This window comes from Enterococcus wangshanyuanii, from assembly GCF_002197645.1.
In the GTDB taxonomy this organism is placed as follows: Bacteria; Bacillota; Bacilli; order Lactobacillales; family Enterococcaceae; genus Enterococcus_L; species Enterococcus_L wangshanyuanii.
The window spans coordinates 3,162,700-3,178,449 of sequence record NZ_CP021874.1; the positions used below are offsets into that span (position 1 = coordinate 3,162,700).

A 15,750-nucleotide genomic window follows, 5' to 3' on the forward strand; every position below is an offset into this window, starting at 1 on the left:
AGTTCCGCTCTGGAAAATAAGAGGGAATTACTTCTGCTTCCCCGGTTTATTCGTTTTAAAAAGGACTGTGTCGTAACTTGTAGAGTTACGACACAGTCCCGTTTTTATTTTTAACGGACGGAGCCCATCAATTTTTTGATTGGATTTTTGCAGAGCATGAGGATCACACCTGCAATCACAGCGACAATTCCGACGATCCCGAAATAAGCAGACTCGGTTTGTGGTGTGTAAAAGCGAGCAATTTGAGCATTGATCGCTTGTGAGGCTGCATCAGCTAAAAGCCAAATGGCAACCGTTTGTGATTCGAAGGCTTTCGGCGCTAATTTTGTTGTGATCGATAGGCCAACAGGGGAAATACACATTTCTCCTACGATCATGATGAAGAAACTAAAGAATAGCCATAAAGGACTGACACGTCCTTCGGTTCCATATAATAGGCCTGGAAGCATCAATAGGACAAAAGAAAGACCAGCGAACACCAAACCTAGTGAGAATTTCACTACGGTCGAAGGTTGTCTTTTACCCAAACGAGTCCATAAAGCAACAAAAATCGGTGTCAACACAACAACGAAAATTGGATTCAGTGATTGGAACCAGCTTGGAGCAATTGAAAACCCGAACAAGGTATCGTGTGTTCGTTCATTTGCGAATAAAGCTAAGATCGAAGAGCCTTGTTCTTCCAGTGACCAGAAAACGATACCGGCTAAGAATAATGGAATGTAGCCTAACACACGTGGTTTTTCTTCATCAGTCACATCTTTTGATGTCAGCATTTTGATAAAGTAATAGGCTGGCAGTAAAATCCCGATAATACTAACGATATTGATGAAAAAAGCGATCGTTAAACGACCTAAGATAAAAGCACTGCCGAAGATCAAAACAGCTACAACTAAAGCAATCAGGAAAGAACGCATGAATTTTTTGCGTTCTTCAGCATCCATCGGATTTGTTGGTGCTAAGCCAATGTTCGATAGAGATTTTTTCCCTTGGAAGTGGTATTGCAGTAAACCAAAGAACATCCCAAAAGCTGCGACAGAGAAACCGATATGATAATTATACGTTTGACCTAGTGTTCCAACGACAAACGGTGCAATCAACGCACCAATATTGATGCCCATATAAAAAATCGAAAACCCAGCGTCCCGCCTTGTATCTGTTGTTGAGTAGAGATGACCGACCATACCGGAAACATTTGGTTTTAACATCCCAGTTCCGATCACGATCAAAAGGATCGATAGAAATAATGCGGCAACCCCAAAAGGCGTCGCTAATACAATGTGACCGACCATAATAAATAATCCGCCAAAGAAAACCGTTTTTCTAGCGCCTAAGACTCGGTCAGAAATCCATCCGCCAACGATACTGGACATAAACACAAGCGACCCATAAATCGACATGATTGCTAAGGCCATTTCTTTTGGTAAGCCGAGCCCGCCGTTTGCGACTGTGTCATAAATATAGTAGAGTAAAATTGCCCGCATGCCATAGTAACTAAATCTTTCCCACATCTCTGTAAAGAAAAGTGTTGATAGCCCTTTAGGTTGTCCTAGAAAAGATTTGTCTAGCTGCTGTTCATTCATAGAAAATAACCTCAATTCTTTTTAATATTCAGAAAATTTATTTAAGCTAGATTTTCTGAAAACTATCCACCCTACATTGTAAACCGTTACTCTTTTAATTTTCATAGATTTTCATGATTAAGCTATAAAAAAAATGTGTTCATATATCATTTTATTTTCATAATCTATCCTAAAAGATACCGAATAACCTAAATTAATGCAAAAGAAAGAACGTGATCGATTGAAAGAAATAACCAAAAAGCAACAAGAGTGGGCAGCTTTGAAATATTTGATTTTATCAAAATCACAAAATGACTATAAGGCGATTCGAAAATTAGTGTCTGGAAAAGAGTGGAATAAAGAAAAAGAAGCCTTGTTTCAATCGTACCTTCAGCATGCACTGAATCTGCCTGATGATAAAGGAAGTAAATTGAATGCTTATCAGCATGTATGGGGCTATTTTAAAAAACAGGCGACAGTTGAGGAGCGAAAAAAATATAGACAATTGCTGGATGATTTTTCTTTAGAAGATGATCAGCTTTGGCTGTTTTTGAAAGAGATGATTCTAACCTATGATGCCCCTTATTTACGGAACTCAAAACTCTTTTTCCCATAGAAAAAAGTGAAGATGAAATGTAATATTACATATCCATCCTCACTTTTTTTACTATTCTCTTGAAATATAAGTACTGATCGGTTTTTGAAAATCCAGCCAATTCTGTGAATCGCTATTAAAATACTGAGCCAAGAGAAACCCTATATAAGGACCTGTTGTCAAACCAGAGGAACCTAAGCCGCTAGCGACAACTGCAGTTGGATCATCCAGCAGACAATTGAAAAATGGAGCAAAATCTGAAGTATAAGCTCTGGTACCAATACGATAGGAAGATGCATGATCCTCAAAAAAGGTCTGAGAGGATAGAAAGGGCAATGATTTTTGTTTCAGCTGAATGAAGGCTTCTTCGGTTGGATTTAAATCAAAACCAGCGGTATTTTCATGTGTCGCGCCGATCAGGATTTTTCCATTTTCAAAAGGAATCAAGTCACTTTCACCATCCAACATAGCAACAGGCCAATTTCCACTATCTTTGTAGGGGGTCTCAAAGGACAGTAATTGTCCTTTTTGTGCTCGGATATCCGTTTTATAACCTAATGGAGCTAACAAAGCAGATAAGCCAGGACCTGCGCAAATAGCAATTGCATCAAAAGCTTCTGGCTGATCTGTTTTGTAAATCAGCCAGTGATCTCTCTTACGATCTATTTTGACTGAGCCGGTGTGTAAGGTGATGTTTTTGCGTGCTGCGTGCTGTCGCATGTTCTCTAGATAATTTGCCCCGTCTAGTTTGCCGCCGCCGGAAATCGAAAGAGCTGGAATTGCCTTTAGTAAAGGCAATTTTGCCGTGACTTCTGCAGCATCCAATAATTGAATCTCACCGATTTCCGGCGCCTCTTGTTTGCGTTCCTCTGCCAAGACTCTTAAGGACTCCAATTCTCCGTCTTTACGTAGGATCAATGTTCCTGATCGTTGATAAACCGAGAAAGGCAAAGAAAAGTCCTGAATCAATTTAGGATAAAAGGCAGCGCCATTTTTTGCTAAATGATACCATTTTTTGTTGCGCCGTTTTGACAACCAGGGAGAAATGATTCCTGCACTGGCTTTCGTTGCTTGCCCTGTTGGATCGTCAAAAAGTGTGACATTATATTTTGTTAAATCAAGATAGTTGGCAAGGGTCAAACCGATGATCCCGCCGCCGATAATCGCTAATTTTTTCATAATAGAACTCCTTCATAACATGAATAGACTATCTTATATTTTTATCTAAACTGACTTAAAAAGCAAGATAAGTGAAAATCATGATACTTTTTCAGTCTAGTTTACATTATATCAGTTCAAGCCACCCTAAGAAATTTTTAATAGAACGGTTTTTTTGAAATTGAGATAAATGAGCAGATACCTATAAATTTGGTTTAAATAGGTTCATACTGAAAGAGAACAGAATGGAATAAAGGAGGAAATAGTAGATGAAAGAGAATGATTTAATTAAAGCAGTTGGCTTTTTTGAGGGGCTTCCAATCGAAGCGGATGATAGCTTTGTAGATAGTCGCACACCGATTCAGCCACTTGAGCCACATGATATCTTAGTGAAAGTCAAAGCCGTTTCCATAAACCCAGTGGATACGAAATTACGACAAAAGGCAAAAAAAGCAGAGTACCTAACGATATTAGGTTTTGATGCTGTCGGAGAAGTGGTTGAGGTTGGAAGTCGAGCGTCCGCATTTAAGGTTGGTGATCGAGTGTTTTATGCAGGCACGACGAAACGAGCAGGCAGTAATCAGGAATACCAACGTGTGGACGAGCGAATCGCAGCATTAGCGCCAGACTCATTGAGTGATGCATCCGCAGCTGCTTTACCGTTGACTTCATTAACAGCCTATGAATTACTCTTTGAAAAATTTGGGCTGATTCCGGAAGAAAATGCGAATCAAGGAAAAACGATTCTGGTAATCAACGGTGCAGGCGGTGTAGGATCGATTTTGACACAGTTAGCAAAATGGGCGGGTATGACAGTCTATGCAACCGCAAGTCAGGCGAAATTTGACTGGTTAAAAGACCATGGAGTGGATCATCCTTTAAATTATCATGAGGATCTTAAAGTAGAGTTAAACAAGATTGGAATCGAAACGATCGATTATGCAGCTGTCCTTTTTGATGTCCAGCCCTATTTTGAACTTTTGACAGAACTAATTACTCCGTTTGGGCATCTTGGAACGATTGTTGAATTTGAAAAAACGCTTGATATTAGACGTTTGAAAAATAAATCGATCAGCTTCGACTGGGAATATATGTTTACCAAAACAGACACGGATTACCAAATCGAAAGTCAAGGGAAGATTCTTGCTAAGATCGCAGGCTTGATCGATCAAGGAGAGCTGACAACGACTCTTTGGAAAACCTACGATAGTGGCATCAACGCAAATAATCTAAGAAAAGCAACAGCCGAAGTCGAATCGGGTCATACGCAAGGCAAAATAGTGATCAGCGGGGCGTTTAATGGAAATTAATGGAGAACAAATGTGAGAAAATAGAACTAAAAGGAGATAGTTTGGTGAAAAAACTCTATATCAAACAAAAAGTATTTAGTCTAGGTGGTCATTTTTCGGTAAAAGATGAGAATCAGGAAGATCAATATATGATCGAAGGAAGTTTCCTATCGATTCCTAAAGTATTTACGATCAAGGATCTGAATGATCAGGTGATTGGTACGATCACCAAAAAGATCTTTAGTTTCTTACCTAAATTTTTTATAGCCGTTGATGGGAAAGAAGAGATGGTGATTGAAAAGCAATTGACTTTTTTTAAAGCAAAATATCGAATTGAATCCGAACAGCTTGAAATTCAAGGTGATTGGTGGGATAAGCATTTTGAAATTTTACGAAATGGAGAGAGGATTGCAGCAGTCAATGAAAAATGGTTTACGTGGGGCGATACCTTTGAAGTTGAAATATATGAGCAGGCTCTTGAACATGCGATCATTTTAGTGGTCATTGCTATCGATTTTGTTAAACAGGAAGAAGCAGCAAGTTCCAGCTCCTCCTGATAAATAGGAAAGAGGCTGAGACAAAAGTGTTTATTTCGGAAGGAGCTGCTTTTTTCTCGCCGTTTATTCATATTTAAAGAGCGAAACAAAACTGATTTTTAGTTTTGTCCCGCTCTTTTCTTTATGAATAAACAAAATATTATTTTTCTTGTCGTACTTTTTTTAGCCTTGCTAGCATAGTAACAATAGCAATCAGCGCTAAACCTAGCAATACCCATGAGGTGCTGGTTTGATCTCCCGTTGCTGGAAATGTTTTGCTAGTTGTACTCTTGTTTAGGACGTTTGTTGTATGTTGTGTTACTGCTGGATTATTTGCACCTTTTGTTGGTGTTTTTCCAGTTGGATCAACAGGTTCTTTTGGTTCGGAAGGAGTTGGAGGGACAACTGGATCAAGTTTGCCTTCTTTTTTTGTATAAACATAAGTCACTACTTGATCTTCTTTGGTAAAGAGACCTGTTTCATTACCTCTCACTTCTTTGAAAGTAAAGCCCTCAATGGCTAGTTTTTCTGTAGTAAAGGTATCACCAACTGTTCCGGATAAGATAAAATCATCCTGTATGGATGTATTGTCACTATCGACGTAATGAACGATCACGTGGCCCGTTTCCTCAACGATAGGATCAGGGATTTTTTTATAAACAAACGTCACGACCTGCTCTTGGTCAGAGAAAACACCTGATGGATTCCCAATCGTATCAATTAAATCATATCCGGAAATTTCTGGACTGGAAATGTCAAAGGTTTCACTAACCAAACCATTCAATGTTTCGGTAGGAAGTAATTCGTTTCCGTTGTTATCTTGATAATGAACAGTTACAGGTTTACCATCTTCCAATACATTGAACTGGTGAAGATAAGTTCCAGAAGAAATGGCATAAAAAGTGTAACCGTCCGGTTGAGCATAAGAACCAGCTGGGTTATTCAAACGTGCATTATATTCAAAACTATGGATGCCGGTAAACTCGTCTGTGCTCACCCCTGTAATTGTAATGCCTTGATCGGTAATCTGTAAACGAGTTGAAGGCAGCTGTACACCATTAAAATCAAAGTAAGTATTACTTGCAGAGCTTGATGTAGTAAATGGCGGAATAACGCCATCGAAATTTGTCATTCGGTTTGGCATCATTGAAAAAGGGATAAACAATGTTTCTTTGTCTGCATCGTAATCCAGTGTTGAACGACCGATTGTTGTCGGCGGGTCATTTCTTCCAGTATTTTGACCGAAAGCAGCTAAGTCAGAAAGCACAGGGAAATCATTGATGACCGTAAAATCAGTGATTCCACAGAATTGAGCTGAAAGTGATGTTAAATTTGGTAGAACTTTTAATGGTTCAATGGTTGTGATCGCCATATTTGAATCTAAATAGATCCGTTTTAGATTTGTTAATTGCGCAATTTTCGGTAAGACATCATTGTCGATACTTGTACTACCTAACGAAAGATTTGTGATTCCCGGGCTATTACGTAAATCAGGGAAATTTGCGCTCGTTAAACTAGTTGTTTGAAGCGTTACATAGGTTAATGCGGTCAATTTTTCCAGTGGACTAAAATCAGTAATCGCATTATTCGTATTGATATAAATCGTTGCTAAGTTTACAGCTGTTTCCAAGCCGGCAAGACTGCTCGTTTGGGCTGAGCTAACAGAAAGATAAGTTAGCTTATCCATATCTGCTTGTGTTAACTCGCTATCAGCTGCCAAACCTAAAGCTTTCAAAATATCTTGTTTTAAAAACGGATCCGCAATGGTCACGGAATCAGCACTAAAAGTAGTAGCTGCCGCAGGAGCGTTTTCCTCTGATGAAATCGTTGTAGAGGCTGTTTCCGGTGAAATTGCAGACTCTTCCTCTTGGACAGGTATTGTTTCAGCAGGTTCTTCAGCGCTAGAAGCTTCGGTGAAGTCAGCAGTCGTTTCACTGCTAGCTTCTGTTGATTCTTCACTAGTTTGCGTTTGCATCGTTGCTGCTTGATCAGAATCTGTTGTAAAGTCTTCAGCAAAAACTAAAGTAGGTGTCAGGAGAGTTGGTGCTAAAAGTGAAAGCAGCAAAAATTTGTGTAGTGCCTTTTGCTTATGTTTTACATGTAAATCTGTTCTTTTCATATGTATTTCCTCCATGATTCATGATAAAGTGTGTGTGAACGACAAAAAGTGTCATCAAAGTATTTTATCATATTTATATAATAAAATTGTTTTTTATTTTTAAAATAAATAGAAAAATTATGATTTTTTGGTTATGAATGCCTGTGTAATTGGTTTTTGGCGTTTTCTAAAAGATTAAAAAAAGATAAAATTTTTATATTTTTTAAATTAATAGTGTTTGTAGACGAAAAGTAACAATTTGGTTTATTTGGTCGTCTGGATTTAAAGTGAGGAGAAAACGATGTCATTAAAACAAAAAATTATTATAGAAAGTCAGCGCTTAGGGATAGATAAAATCGGTTTTGCATCTGCAGCTCCTTTTTATGAATTAGAAGACTCTTTGAAGGAACAACGGGAACGCGGCTTTAATTCCGGTTTTGAACATCAAGTGATCGAAGAGCGGGTCTATCCTGAAAAAACATTTGAAAATCCGAAAACGATCATTTCGATTGCTTTAGCTTATCCGACAAAAATCAGCGGGAAAGTTCCTAGAGATGAAAAACGGGGAATGTTTGCCAGAGCTTCGTGGGGGATCGATTATCATGATGTACTGAAAGATCGGTTAGCAAAGTTGATCGCGTTTATTCAGTCTCAAGCCGAAAAACTGGAAGAAGTCGAAAATTGGCGTTTTGCTCCTCAAGTCGATACGGGAGAACTGGTTGATGTAGCTGTCGCTCAAAGAGCTGGGCTTGGTTTTATCGGTCGAAATGGGTTGTTGATCACAGAAGAATTTGGTTCTTTTGTCTACCTTGGTGAAATCGTGACGAATATTGATTTTGAGGTCGATGAGCCGGTTCCGTTTGGCTGTGGTGATTGTACCCGCTGTGTTACAGCATGTCCGACGCAGGCTTTGTTGGGTAATGGCAGCATGAACGCCAAGAAGTGTTTGTCTTATCAAACACAGACAAAAGATATGATGCCGGAAGAATACCGTAAAAAAATGCATAATGTCATCTACGGCTGTGATATTTGTCAGCTGGTGTGCCCTTATAATCGAGGGAAAGACTTTCATTTTCATGAAGAAATGGAGCCTGAAGTTGATGTGGTGTATCCTAAGTTAAAACCAATGCTGAATCTATCCAACAAAGAATTCAAAGAAACCTTCGGGCATCTTTCAGGATCATGGCGGGGAAAGAAGCCTCTGCAGCGTAATGCGCTGATTGCTTTAGCAAATTTAGGCGACCGCAGTGCGTTGCCGGAAATCATGAGGTGTGCCAAAGAAGATGTACGTCCGGTCATTCGAGGAACAGCAGTCTGGGCGATTGGAAGATTGGGGAATAAAGAAGCTGAAAAATGGTTGGCCGTTTTACATGAGTTATTAGAGAAAGAGCCGGAAGAGATCGTTATTCTTGAAATAAACAAGGCAGTCGAACAGTTGGAACAAACTCTCAATAAATGAATAGAACGTGAGAAAGGAACACACTATGAATGATCAAAAGACTTATCAAGAAACTCGAGCGCAGACGATCAGCAAAAAACTGACCCGTAGAAATTTTGGTGTGTCGATCTGTCAAACCTTAGCGGAGGCAAAAGAACAGGCATTGTCTATGATTCAAGAAGATAAAACCGTTGCTTTTGGCGGTTCACAAACCTTAGGCGAAGTCGGCATCATCGATGCGTTGTATCTAAGAGCGCAGCCGATCATCGATCGTGATTTAGCTAAGGATCTTGAAGAACGTCACCAACTGATGAAGCAATCATTACTAGCTGATTATTATCTGACGAGTATCAATGGAATCAGTGAAGAGGGTATATTAGTGAATATCGATAACATTGGCAATCGAGTAGCCGCCCTGACCTATGGACCAGATCAGGTGATTGCCTTTGTAGGGATCAATAAACTATATGGCAATCTGAATACAACCATTGACATGGTTCGAAAACGAACGGCGCCATTGAATTCATTTCGCTTAGGCTTACAAACGACACCGTGTATTAAAACTGGGAGTTGTGGTGACTGTCTAAAAGAAGAATGTATCTGTAATATTATTTCGCTGACTCGGCGTTCCGCGCTTGCCGATCGCATCCACATCCTTTTGATTTTAGAAGAAGCAGGATTTTAAGAGAATAAAAAACTGGAATAAAAGCATAGAACTCCGAATAGCATGGAGCTGCTTTTTTCCAGTTTTTTTAAGAATTACGTTTCCTGAAATTGACTATTATATAAGGAAGCATACAGTGAAGGCTGTGCAAGTAGTTCTGTGTGTGTGCCTTTTTCTACAATATCGCCGTCTTTCATCACTAGGATCAAATCGGCCTTTTCAATTGTTGACAGACGATGGGCGATGACGAAACTGGTTCTGTTGTTCGTGACTTCATCCATTGCTTTTTGGATATGCGCTTCTGTTCGTGTATCCACACTGGAAGTTGCTTCATCTAAGATAACCACTGGAGGGTTCGCTAAAATGATTCTGGCGATCGTCAAAAGCTGTTGCTGCCCTTGAGACAGTGAGCCGTTTTCGCTAGAAATAATTGAATCGTATCCGTTAGGTAAAGTACGAATAAAATGATCACATTGCGCAATCTTTGCAGCTTCGATGATTTCTTCTCGAGATGCATCCATACGACCGTAGGCAATATTATCTGCAACAGTCCCCTCAAACAGCCAAGTATTTTGTAAAACCATGCCGAACAAAGCCCGCAAATTTCCTCGTGAAAGATCGGTGATATCCACATCATCAAAAGTGATCCGTCCGCCGTTCAATTCGTAAAAACGCATCAATAGATTGACTAAAGTCGTCTTGCCGGCACCTGTTGGACCAACGATTGCAATCATTTGTTTTGGCTTGACAGAAAAATCAACTTGGTTCATCAAGATTTTTTCCTCAGAATAACCAAACTTTACGTGTTCAAAAGCAATTTTTCCTGTAGGTTTTTCAATTCGTTTCAATACAGCCTTTTCAGGAACATCTTCTTTCGCATCGAGGATTTCAAAGATTCGATCGATCGCAGCAAGAGCTGCCTGGATCGAGTTGATCACATAAGAAGCGGTGGAGATCGGCTCAGATATTTGATTGATATATTGTAAGTAAGCTTGAAGCAGACCGATAGTGATCGTTCCTTGTAAGACTAAAAAGGCGCCGAAGATTCCGCTGACGATAAATGCCAGCTGATTGATCAAACGAATCGCCGGATAGATCGCAAAATTCATAAACTGAGCATTTAAAAAGGCGTTGTAATGATTTTGATTAGTCTCTAAAATGACCTGTTTGGCTTGCTCTTGCTGATTGAACGTTTTAGTCACCAGATTTCCAGATAAAAATTCTTCCGTTTGATTGTTTAAAATACCTAGCTCTGTTTGACTTTTTTCTGCTAAAATTTTGTTTTTATTGGCAATTTTTCCGGTCAAGTAAGAACTGCCTGCAATCAGTACAACGACGATCAACGTTAATTTTACATCAATATAAAACAACATGACTCCAGCAAAAACAATCGTTGAAATCGAGGTGAAAAATTGGTTGATCCCTGTCAGAAGTACTTGTGACAGCTGATTTAGACTGGTTGTCGTTCTGCTCAAAATATCGCCAACCTGATGCTGATCAAAAAAGGACATCGGCAAAGCTTTAAATTTCTTAGCGACTTCTTTTCTCACGCGTAAGGTGATTTTTTCACTTAAAGAAGCCATCACACGTTCTTGGATAAAGGATGTGAGACTGCTGAAGAGCGAAAAGACGATCAAGATCAAAACGGGTACCAGCAATGCTTCCTTTACTTGAGCAAAGGTGATTTGACCGATTCCGTATGTGCTGATCAATTTGAGTAAATCATCGATCGCAATCCCCATGATGAAAGGCATCGCGATCACTAAAGCATTTCCGATCATGCTGCAGACGATCAAGCCGAAAAATATCGGCCGCTCTTTGCTGATCAACTGAAAGAATCGTTTGAATGTTTGCTTATTTACTTTTTCCATAGTTTCCATGGGAAGGACTCCTTTCCTTTATAATCCCTGTGAACGGGCAAACTCTTGATAGGTTTGGTTGCTCGACAATAATTCTGTATGTGTTCCTTGACCAACGATTTTTCCTTCATCTAAAACGATGATCGTATCTGCCTGTTGGATCGTACTTAAGCGCTGCGCTACGATCAGTAATGTTTTATCTGACATTTCTTCTTTTAAGGCTTTTCTTAAGGCAGCATCCGTTTTATAGTCCAATGCTGAGAAGCTGTCGTCAAAAATATAAATATCAGCAGGTTTGATCAACGCCCGAGCAATACACAATCGCTGTCTTTGCCCACCAGAAAAGTTCGTTCCACCTTGAGCAACAAATGAATCGTAGCCATCTGGTAGACTTGAAACGTAGTCGTAAAGCTGTGCTATTTTTGCTGCATAATCCATTTCCTGAACGGTTGCATCAGGTTGTCCCATCGCTAAATTACTCTTGATCGTTCCGCTGAATAAGAAAGCCTTTTGAGGAACATAGCTGATTCTAGAACGCAACTCTTCTTGAGATAATGAGCGAATATCGATCCCATCGAATAAAATTTTCCCCTGCGTCACATCACTTAGCCTCAATAATAATTTAGCTACAGTACTTTTCCCAGAGCCGGTACCGCCAACGATCGCCGTTGTTTTTCCTCTAGGGATAGTGAAATGGATATCTTCTAAAACAGGTTCATCTGCTTGTTCATAGTTGAATGTCACGTGCTCCACCTTGATCAAATCTGTACCTGTGTGTTCTTTTTCTTCGATGATTTGCGGTTGCTTTTTATCACGAATCTCTTCTTTGGTGTTCAAGATTTCTTCGATTCGTTTAACAGATGCAAAAGAACGAGGCATCATGACTAAAACCATGGCAGCGATCATCAAGTAAGCAAGTGTTAATAAAGCATATTCGACGACAGCTGAGACCGTTCCGATTTGAAGCGTTCCGACTGCGACTAAATGTCCGCCGAACCAAAGGATCGAAGAAAAAACGACGCCCATCAATAAAAAGGCGATCGGCGTGATAAAAGAAAAAATCCGGTTGACTCGAATCATACCTTCAGCATATTCTGAAAAACGTTTATTTGTCCGTTCTTCTTCATAGTCTTGATTATTGAACGCTCGAATCATGTTGATACCTGTAAAAAATTCCCGTAAAGTAACGATCACCTGATCCATCTTTGGCTGGATCGCTAGAGAAAGCGGAGTCCCTTTTTTCATCAATAAGTAGACGATCAAAGCGAATACTAAAATCGCAACTAAGGGCACAAGCGCTAAAGTTTCTGAATAAGTGAATGTCATATATAAAGAAAAGACAGCAATGATCGGTGCAGGTAAAATCAATTGTAAAAACAATACGATCATTTGCTGGATATTATCTATATCGTTTGTCATTCTGGTCAGTAAAGAGCCTGTTCCCACTTTATCCGCATCTTTTATTGAAAAAGCTTGAACCTTATCAAAAAATAACGTCCGAATTTCAAAGCCGAACTTTGCCGCAACTTTAGCTGAAAGATAACTTCCTAAAATAGCAGCTAGGGCACCAAAAATGGCCATCATCAGCATTTGGATACCGATCGACTTGATGGTTTGTTCATTTCCGCTGGTGATCCCGACGTCGATCAAGCGAGCGACTAGTAACGGTACACCTAATGTCCCGATGATTTGCAGACACAAGAAAAATACGGTCGCAGCAATCAATTTGACATTTTTCTTCATAAAAAATTGAATGATGTTCATTGTAATTTCCTCCTTTTCATCAATCCTAAACGATTCTACACCTTCAAGTAACTTGAATGTCAATGCTTTTTAGTTATAATAAAAAGAAAGAAGGTGAGCAGATGGATAAAGAAAAATTACTGACAGTTGGACAAGTCGCTGAAATCATGAAAATCCCCAAATCCAAGATTCGCTATTGGGACGATATGAATCTGTTGACCTCATCAAGGAATACAGAAAATGGGTATCGGATGTTTGATATGGAAGACTTATTGACGATCAGTGATATTGATTTTTACCGAAGATTAGATATTCCTATCAATAAAATGACAAACTTGTATCGAAAATCACCAGAAGAATTGTGGTCGATTTTAGATGAAACACAAGAACGAGTTGCATCCGAACTTGCTGAATTAGAGAAACGGTATCAAGGAATCAAGCGTAGAAAGAGCCAGTTAGTGCAATTGATCGAGTTAAAAGATAATGAGCTGAGTGATGGCGAACTGGATGTGAAGCGGATCATTGCGATCGATTTAAAAGATCCGAATGAATTACAAACATATATCGAAGACCCTTCAAGCTTAGTTGTTTATATCGATTCCCAACATGAAGCGGACATTATTTATGGTTTTGCTGCTAAAGAAGGTGAATTTATGGAGGAACCGAAAATTTGGCAGAGTGAACCGAAGCAAACAGCTAACTACAAACAATTTTTATTGACCATCCGTTCTGAAGAGCCGACAGTCAATAATTTTCACTCGATCAAACAAAAATTGATCGAACAAGGGTTTCGAACAGGGAGAGCGATCGGACGGTATATCATGACTGCAGAAGATGAAGAAGGTTTTTACACAGATTATTACAAAGCATGGGTCGAAGTGATGTAGCTAGGCTAAGGCAGAAAAGTCGATAAAGAGAAGCCAAGGTGTTATGATGTAGCCAAATAAAAAAAGGGTGAAACAAAAATGGAAAAACTACAAACGATTCAAGAAGTAACAACATTTATCAATGAAAACCATCTCGCATTTTTATACGTTTCACAAGATAATTGTTCGGTATGTCACGCACTTAGGCCTAAACTGAGTGAGCTTTTAAAGAACTATCCTGCAATTGAATTACGAGAAGTAGAAGCAGATAAAGTAAAGGAAATATCAGCTGAATATTTAGTCTTTTCAGCACCGGCATTGCTCTTTTTTGTAGAAGGGAAAGAATACTTGCGTGATGGCAGGTTTGTTCAGTTTAAAAAATTGGAAGCTGCTTTAGAAAAAGTTTACACATTTGAAGAGAGTTTACTTTAAGCATAACCAGCAAAGATAGCATTAGCGTTCAATTGATTTCAATAAATTGAAATCAAGAGGCGCTTTTTTTATTAAAAAAGGATAAAATGGAACAGAACATAGTTGAAAGAATGGAGAAACAGGGGATGAAAAAGACAATTGCCGCTCTAGTAGCATGCATTTTAGTAATAGTAGGAGCAGTCATCTATTCAATTGCGGGGCAAAAAGAGCAGGAAGAGACATTATACAACAAATCTGAAGTCGAATTTTGGGTGTTGAGTGATCCTCACTATTTAGATAAGAGCTTAACAGATTCAGGTTCAGCTTTCGAAAAAATCAAACTAACAGCTGCCGGCAAAGAGCTGGATTATCAAAAAGAAAGCTGGCAGGCATTTGTCGCAACCGCCATTCAGAAAAAACCAGATATGATCATTATTACAGGGGATCTAACGTTAAATGGTGAAAAAATCAGTGCAGAAAAATTAGCCGATTTTCTAACACAATTAAAAGCTGCAGGAATCGATGTTTATGTGATTCCAGGAAATCATGATATCAATGATGGCTGGGCCAGAAAATTTGTTGGAGAAAAGCAAGAAAGAGCAAAATCGATCACAACGGCTGATTTTAAAGAAATCTTTGCCGATTTTGGCTATCAAAATGCGACAGATCATGATAAACAGTCACTTAGCTATTCTGTAGCAGTCAATCAAAATTATGATTTCCTTTTTCTAGATTCAAATATTTATCCAGAAGACACTGAACCGCAAACAAGACCAGCAACAGGTGGTACGATCAAAGGAACAACCATGGCATGGGCTAAAGAGCAATTGGAAAAATCAAAACAAGCGCAGAAAAAGACGTTGGTTTTCATGCATCACAATATCTATGCTCATAATGAGATGCTGTCCAACGGTTTTGTGATCAACAATGCAGACGAATTTAACCAAATATTAGCTGACTATCAGGTTCCAGTTGTATTCTCAGGTCATATTCACGCACAGGATATCATGACAAAGACGATCAACGATCATGAATTAACAGAAATCGCCTCAAGTTCTTTTTCGATCACGCCACAGGGATATGGAGTTGTGCAGCTAAAGGGAGACCGCTTAGACTATCAAAAAGCCAGCAATGATGTAGATGCTTGGGCAAAAGAAACGAAAAATAAGATCCCGGAAGTTCAGAATTACTCAGCGTATCTTGAAACTCTTTTTATGGAAGATGGCAAAAAATTGGGCTATAGCCAGTTATTGAATGCTGGCTTGACCGATGATCAAGAACTTGATACTGCCGCAGAATTTATTGGGCGTATGAATGTCCGCTTTTTCTCAGGCAATGATTTTTGTACAGATGAAGAAGCAGCAAAAATCAAAGAGGAACAAGGCTACCAAATCATCGAAAAGCATAGTAAATTTCTAAAAGAATATATTGATTCGATCATACAAGATAATAACCAAGAGGATAATCATTACACGAATAAATAAATGAACCCATTATAAGGCCTATTTTCTATACGAATATAGGTCTTTTTTTA

Annotated in this window: 13 protein-coding genes; 8 read left to right on the forward strand and 5 right to left on the reverse strand. The window is 39.1% G+C overall.

Going from position 1 to position 15,750, the window contains the following annotated elements; translation table 11 throughout:
- Positions 1 to 110: 110 nt before the first annotated feature.
- Positions 111 to 1,580: a peptide MFS transporter gene (locus tag CC204_RS15780; RefSeq protein ID WP_088271035.1), complete on the reverse strand. Its 1,470-nt coding sequence runs from the start codon at positions 1,578 to 1,580 to the stop codon at positions 111 to 113.
- Positions 1,581 to 1,776: 196 nt separating this feature from the next.
- Between CC204_RS15780 and CC204_RS15785 the strand changes: the two genes are divergently transcribed.
- Entirely contained in the window at positions 1,777 to 2,175 is a 399-nt protein-coding gene (locus tag CC204_RS15785) for a YbgA family protein (protein ID WP_227011178.1), read from the forward strand.
- Between the two features lie 51 nt (positions 2,176 to 2,226).
- On the opposite strand, the gene CC204_RS15790 is transcribed toward CC204_RS15785, so the two are convergent.
- Positions 2,227 to 3,333, reverse strand: coding sequence for an NAD(P)/FAD-dependent oxidoreductase (locus CC204_RS15790; RefSeq protein WP_088271036.1), 1,107 nt, complete (start codon positions 3,331 to 3,333; stop codon positions 2,227 to 2,229).
- A 248-nt stretch (positions 3,334 to 3,581) separates the two neighbouring features.
- Between CC204_RS15790 and CC204_RS15795 the strand changes: the two genes are divergently transcribed.
- Positions 3,582 to 4,622 carry a zinc-binding alcohol dehydrogenase family protein gene (locus CC204_RS15795; RefSeq protein ID WP_088271037.1) on the forward strand — a complete coding sequence of 347 codons (1,041 nt, stop codon included), beginning with the start codon at positions 3,582 to 3,584 and terminating at the stop codon, positions 4,620 to 4,622.
- 44 nt (positions 4,623 to 4,666) lie between these two features.
- On the forward strand, positions 4,667 to 5,158 hold the full coding sequence (locus CC204_RS15800) for an LURP-one-related/scramblase family protein (protein ID WP_088271038.1): 492 nt from the start codon (positions 4,667 to 4,669) through the stop codon (positions 5,156 to 5,158).
- Between the two features lie 139 nt (positions 5,159 to 5,297).
- Here the strand turns inward: CC204_RS15800 and CC204_RS15805 are convergent, their stop codons facing one another.
- A complete protein-coding gene (locus CC204_RS15805) occupies positions 5,298 to 7,256 on the reverse strand; it encodes a MucBP domain-containing protein (protein WP_088271039.1) in 1,959 nt (652 codons plus the stop codon).
- A gap of 280 nt (positions 7,257 to 7,536) precedes the next feature.
- Here CC204_RS15805 and queG point away from each other — a divergent pair, with 280 nt between their 5' ends.
- Both queG and CC204_RS15815 read left to right on the forward strand, forming a co-directional pair.
- Complete coding sequence (queG, locus tag CC204_RS15810) at positions 7,537 to 8,694, forward strand: tRNA epoxyqueuosine(34) reductase QueG (RefSeq protein ID WP_088271040.1); 1,158 nt, start codon at positions 7,537 to 7,539, stop codon at positions 8,692 to 8,694.
- A gap of 25 nt (positions 8,695 to 8,719) precedes the next feature.
- Complete coding sequence (locus tag CC204_RS15815; protein WP_088271041.1) at positions 8,720 to 9,358, forward strand: lactate utilization protein; 639 nt, start codon at positions 8,720 to 8,722, stop codon at positions 9,356 to 9,358.
- 74 nt (positions 9,359 to 9,432) lie between these two features.
- Here the strand turns inward: CC204_RS15815 and CC204_RS15820 are convergent, their stop codons facing one another.
- A complete protein-coding gene (locus tag CC204_RS15820; protein ID WP_088271742.1) occupies positions 9,433 to 11,208 on the reverse strand; it encodes an ABC transporter ATP-binding protein in 1,776 nt (591 codons plus the stop codon).
- A gap of 27 nt (positions 11,209 to 11,235) precedes the next feature.
- Positions 11,236 to 12,960 (reverse strand): ABC transporter ATP-binding protein, encoded by a 1,725-nt coding sequence (locus CC204_RS15825; RefSeq protein WP_088271042.1) that lies wholly within the window; start codon positions 12,958 to 12,960, stop codon positions 11,236 to 11,238.
- A gap of 101 nt (positions 12,961 to 13,061) precedes the next feature.
- Here CC204_RS15825 and CC204_RS15830 point away from each other — a divergent pair, with 101 nt between their 5' ends.
- The 3 genes from CC204_RS15830 (at position 13,062) to CC204_RS15840 (ending at position 15,700) form a co-directional block, all read left to right on the forward strand.
- Positions 13,062 to 13,826 carry a MerR family transcriptional regulator gene (locus CC204_RS15830; RefSeq protein ID WP_088271043.1) on the forward strand — a complete coding sequence of 255 codons (765 nt, stop codon included), beginning with the start codon at positions 13,062 to 13,064 and terminating at the stop codon, positions 13,824 to 13,826.
- Positions 13,827 to 13,904: 78 nt separating this feature from the next.
- A complete protein-coding gene (locus CC204_RS15835) occupies positions 13,905 to 14,237 on the forward strand; it encodes a thioredoxin family protein (RefSeq protein ID WP_088271044.1) in 333 nt (110 codons plus the stop codon).
- A gap of 125 nt (positions 14,238 to 14,362) precedes the next feature.
- Entirely contained in the window at positions 14,363 to 15,700 is a 1,338-nt protein-coding gene (locus CC204_RS15840; RefSeq protein ID WP_088271045.1) for a metallophosphoesterase, read from the forward strand.
- Positions 15,701 to 15,750: the final 50 nt, after the last annotated feature.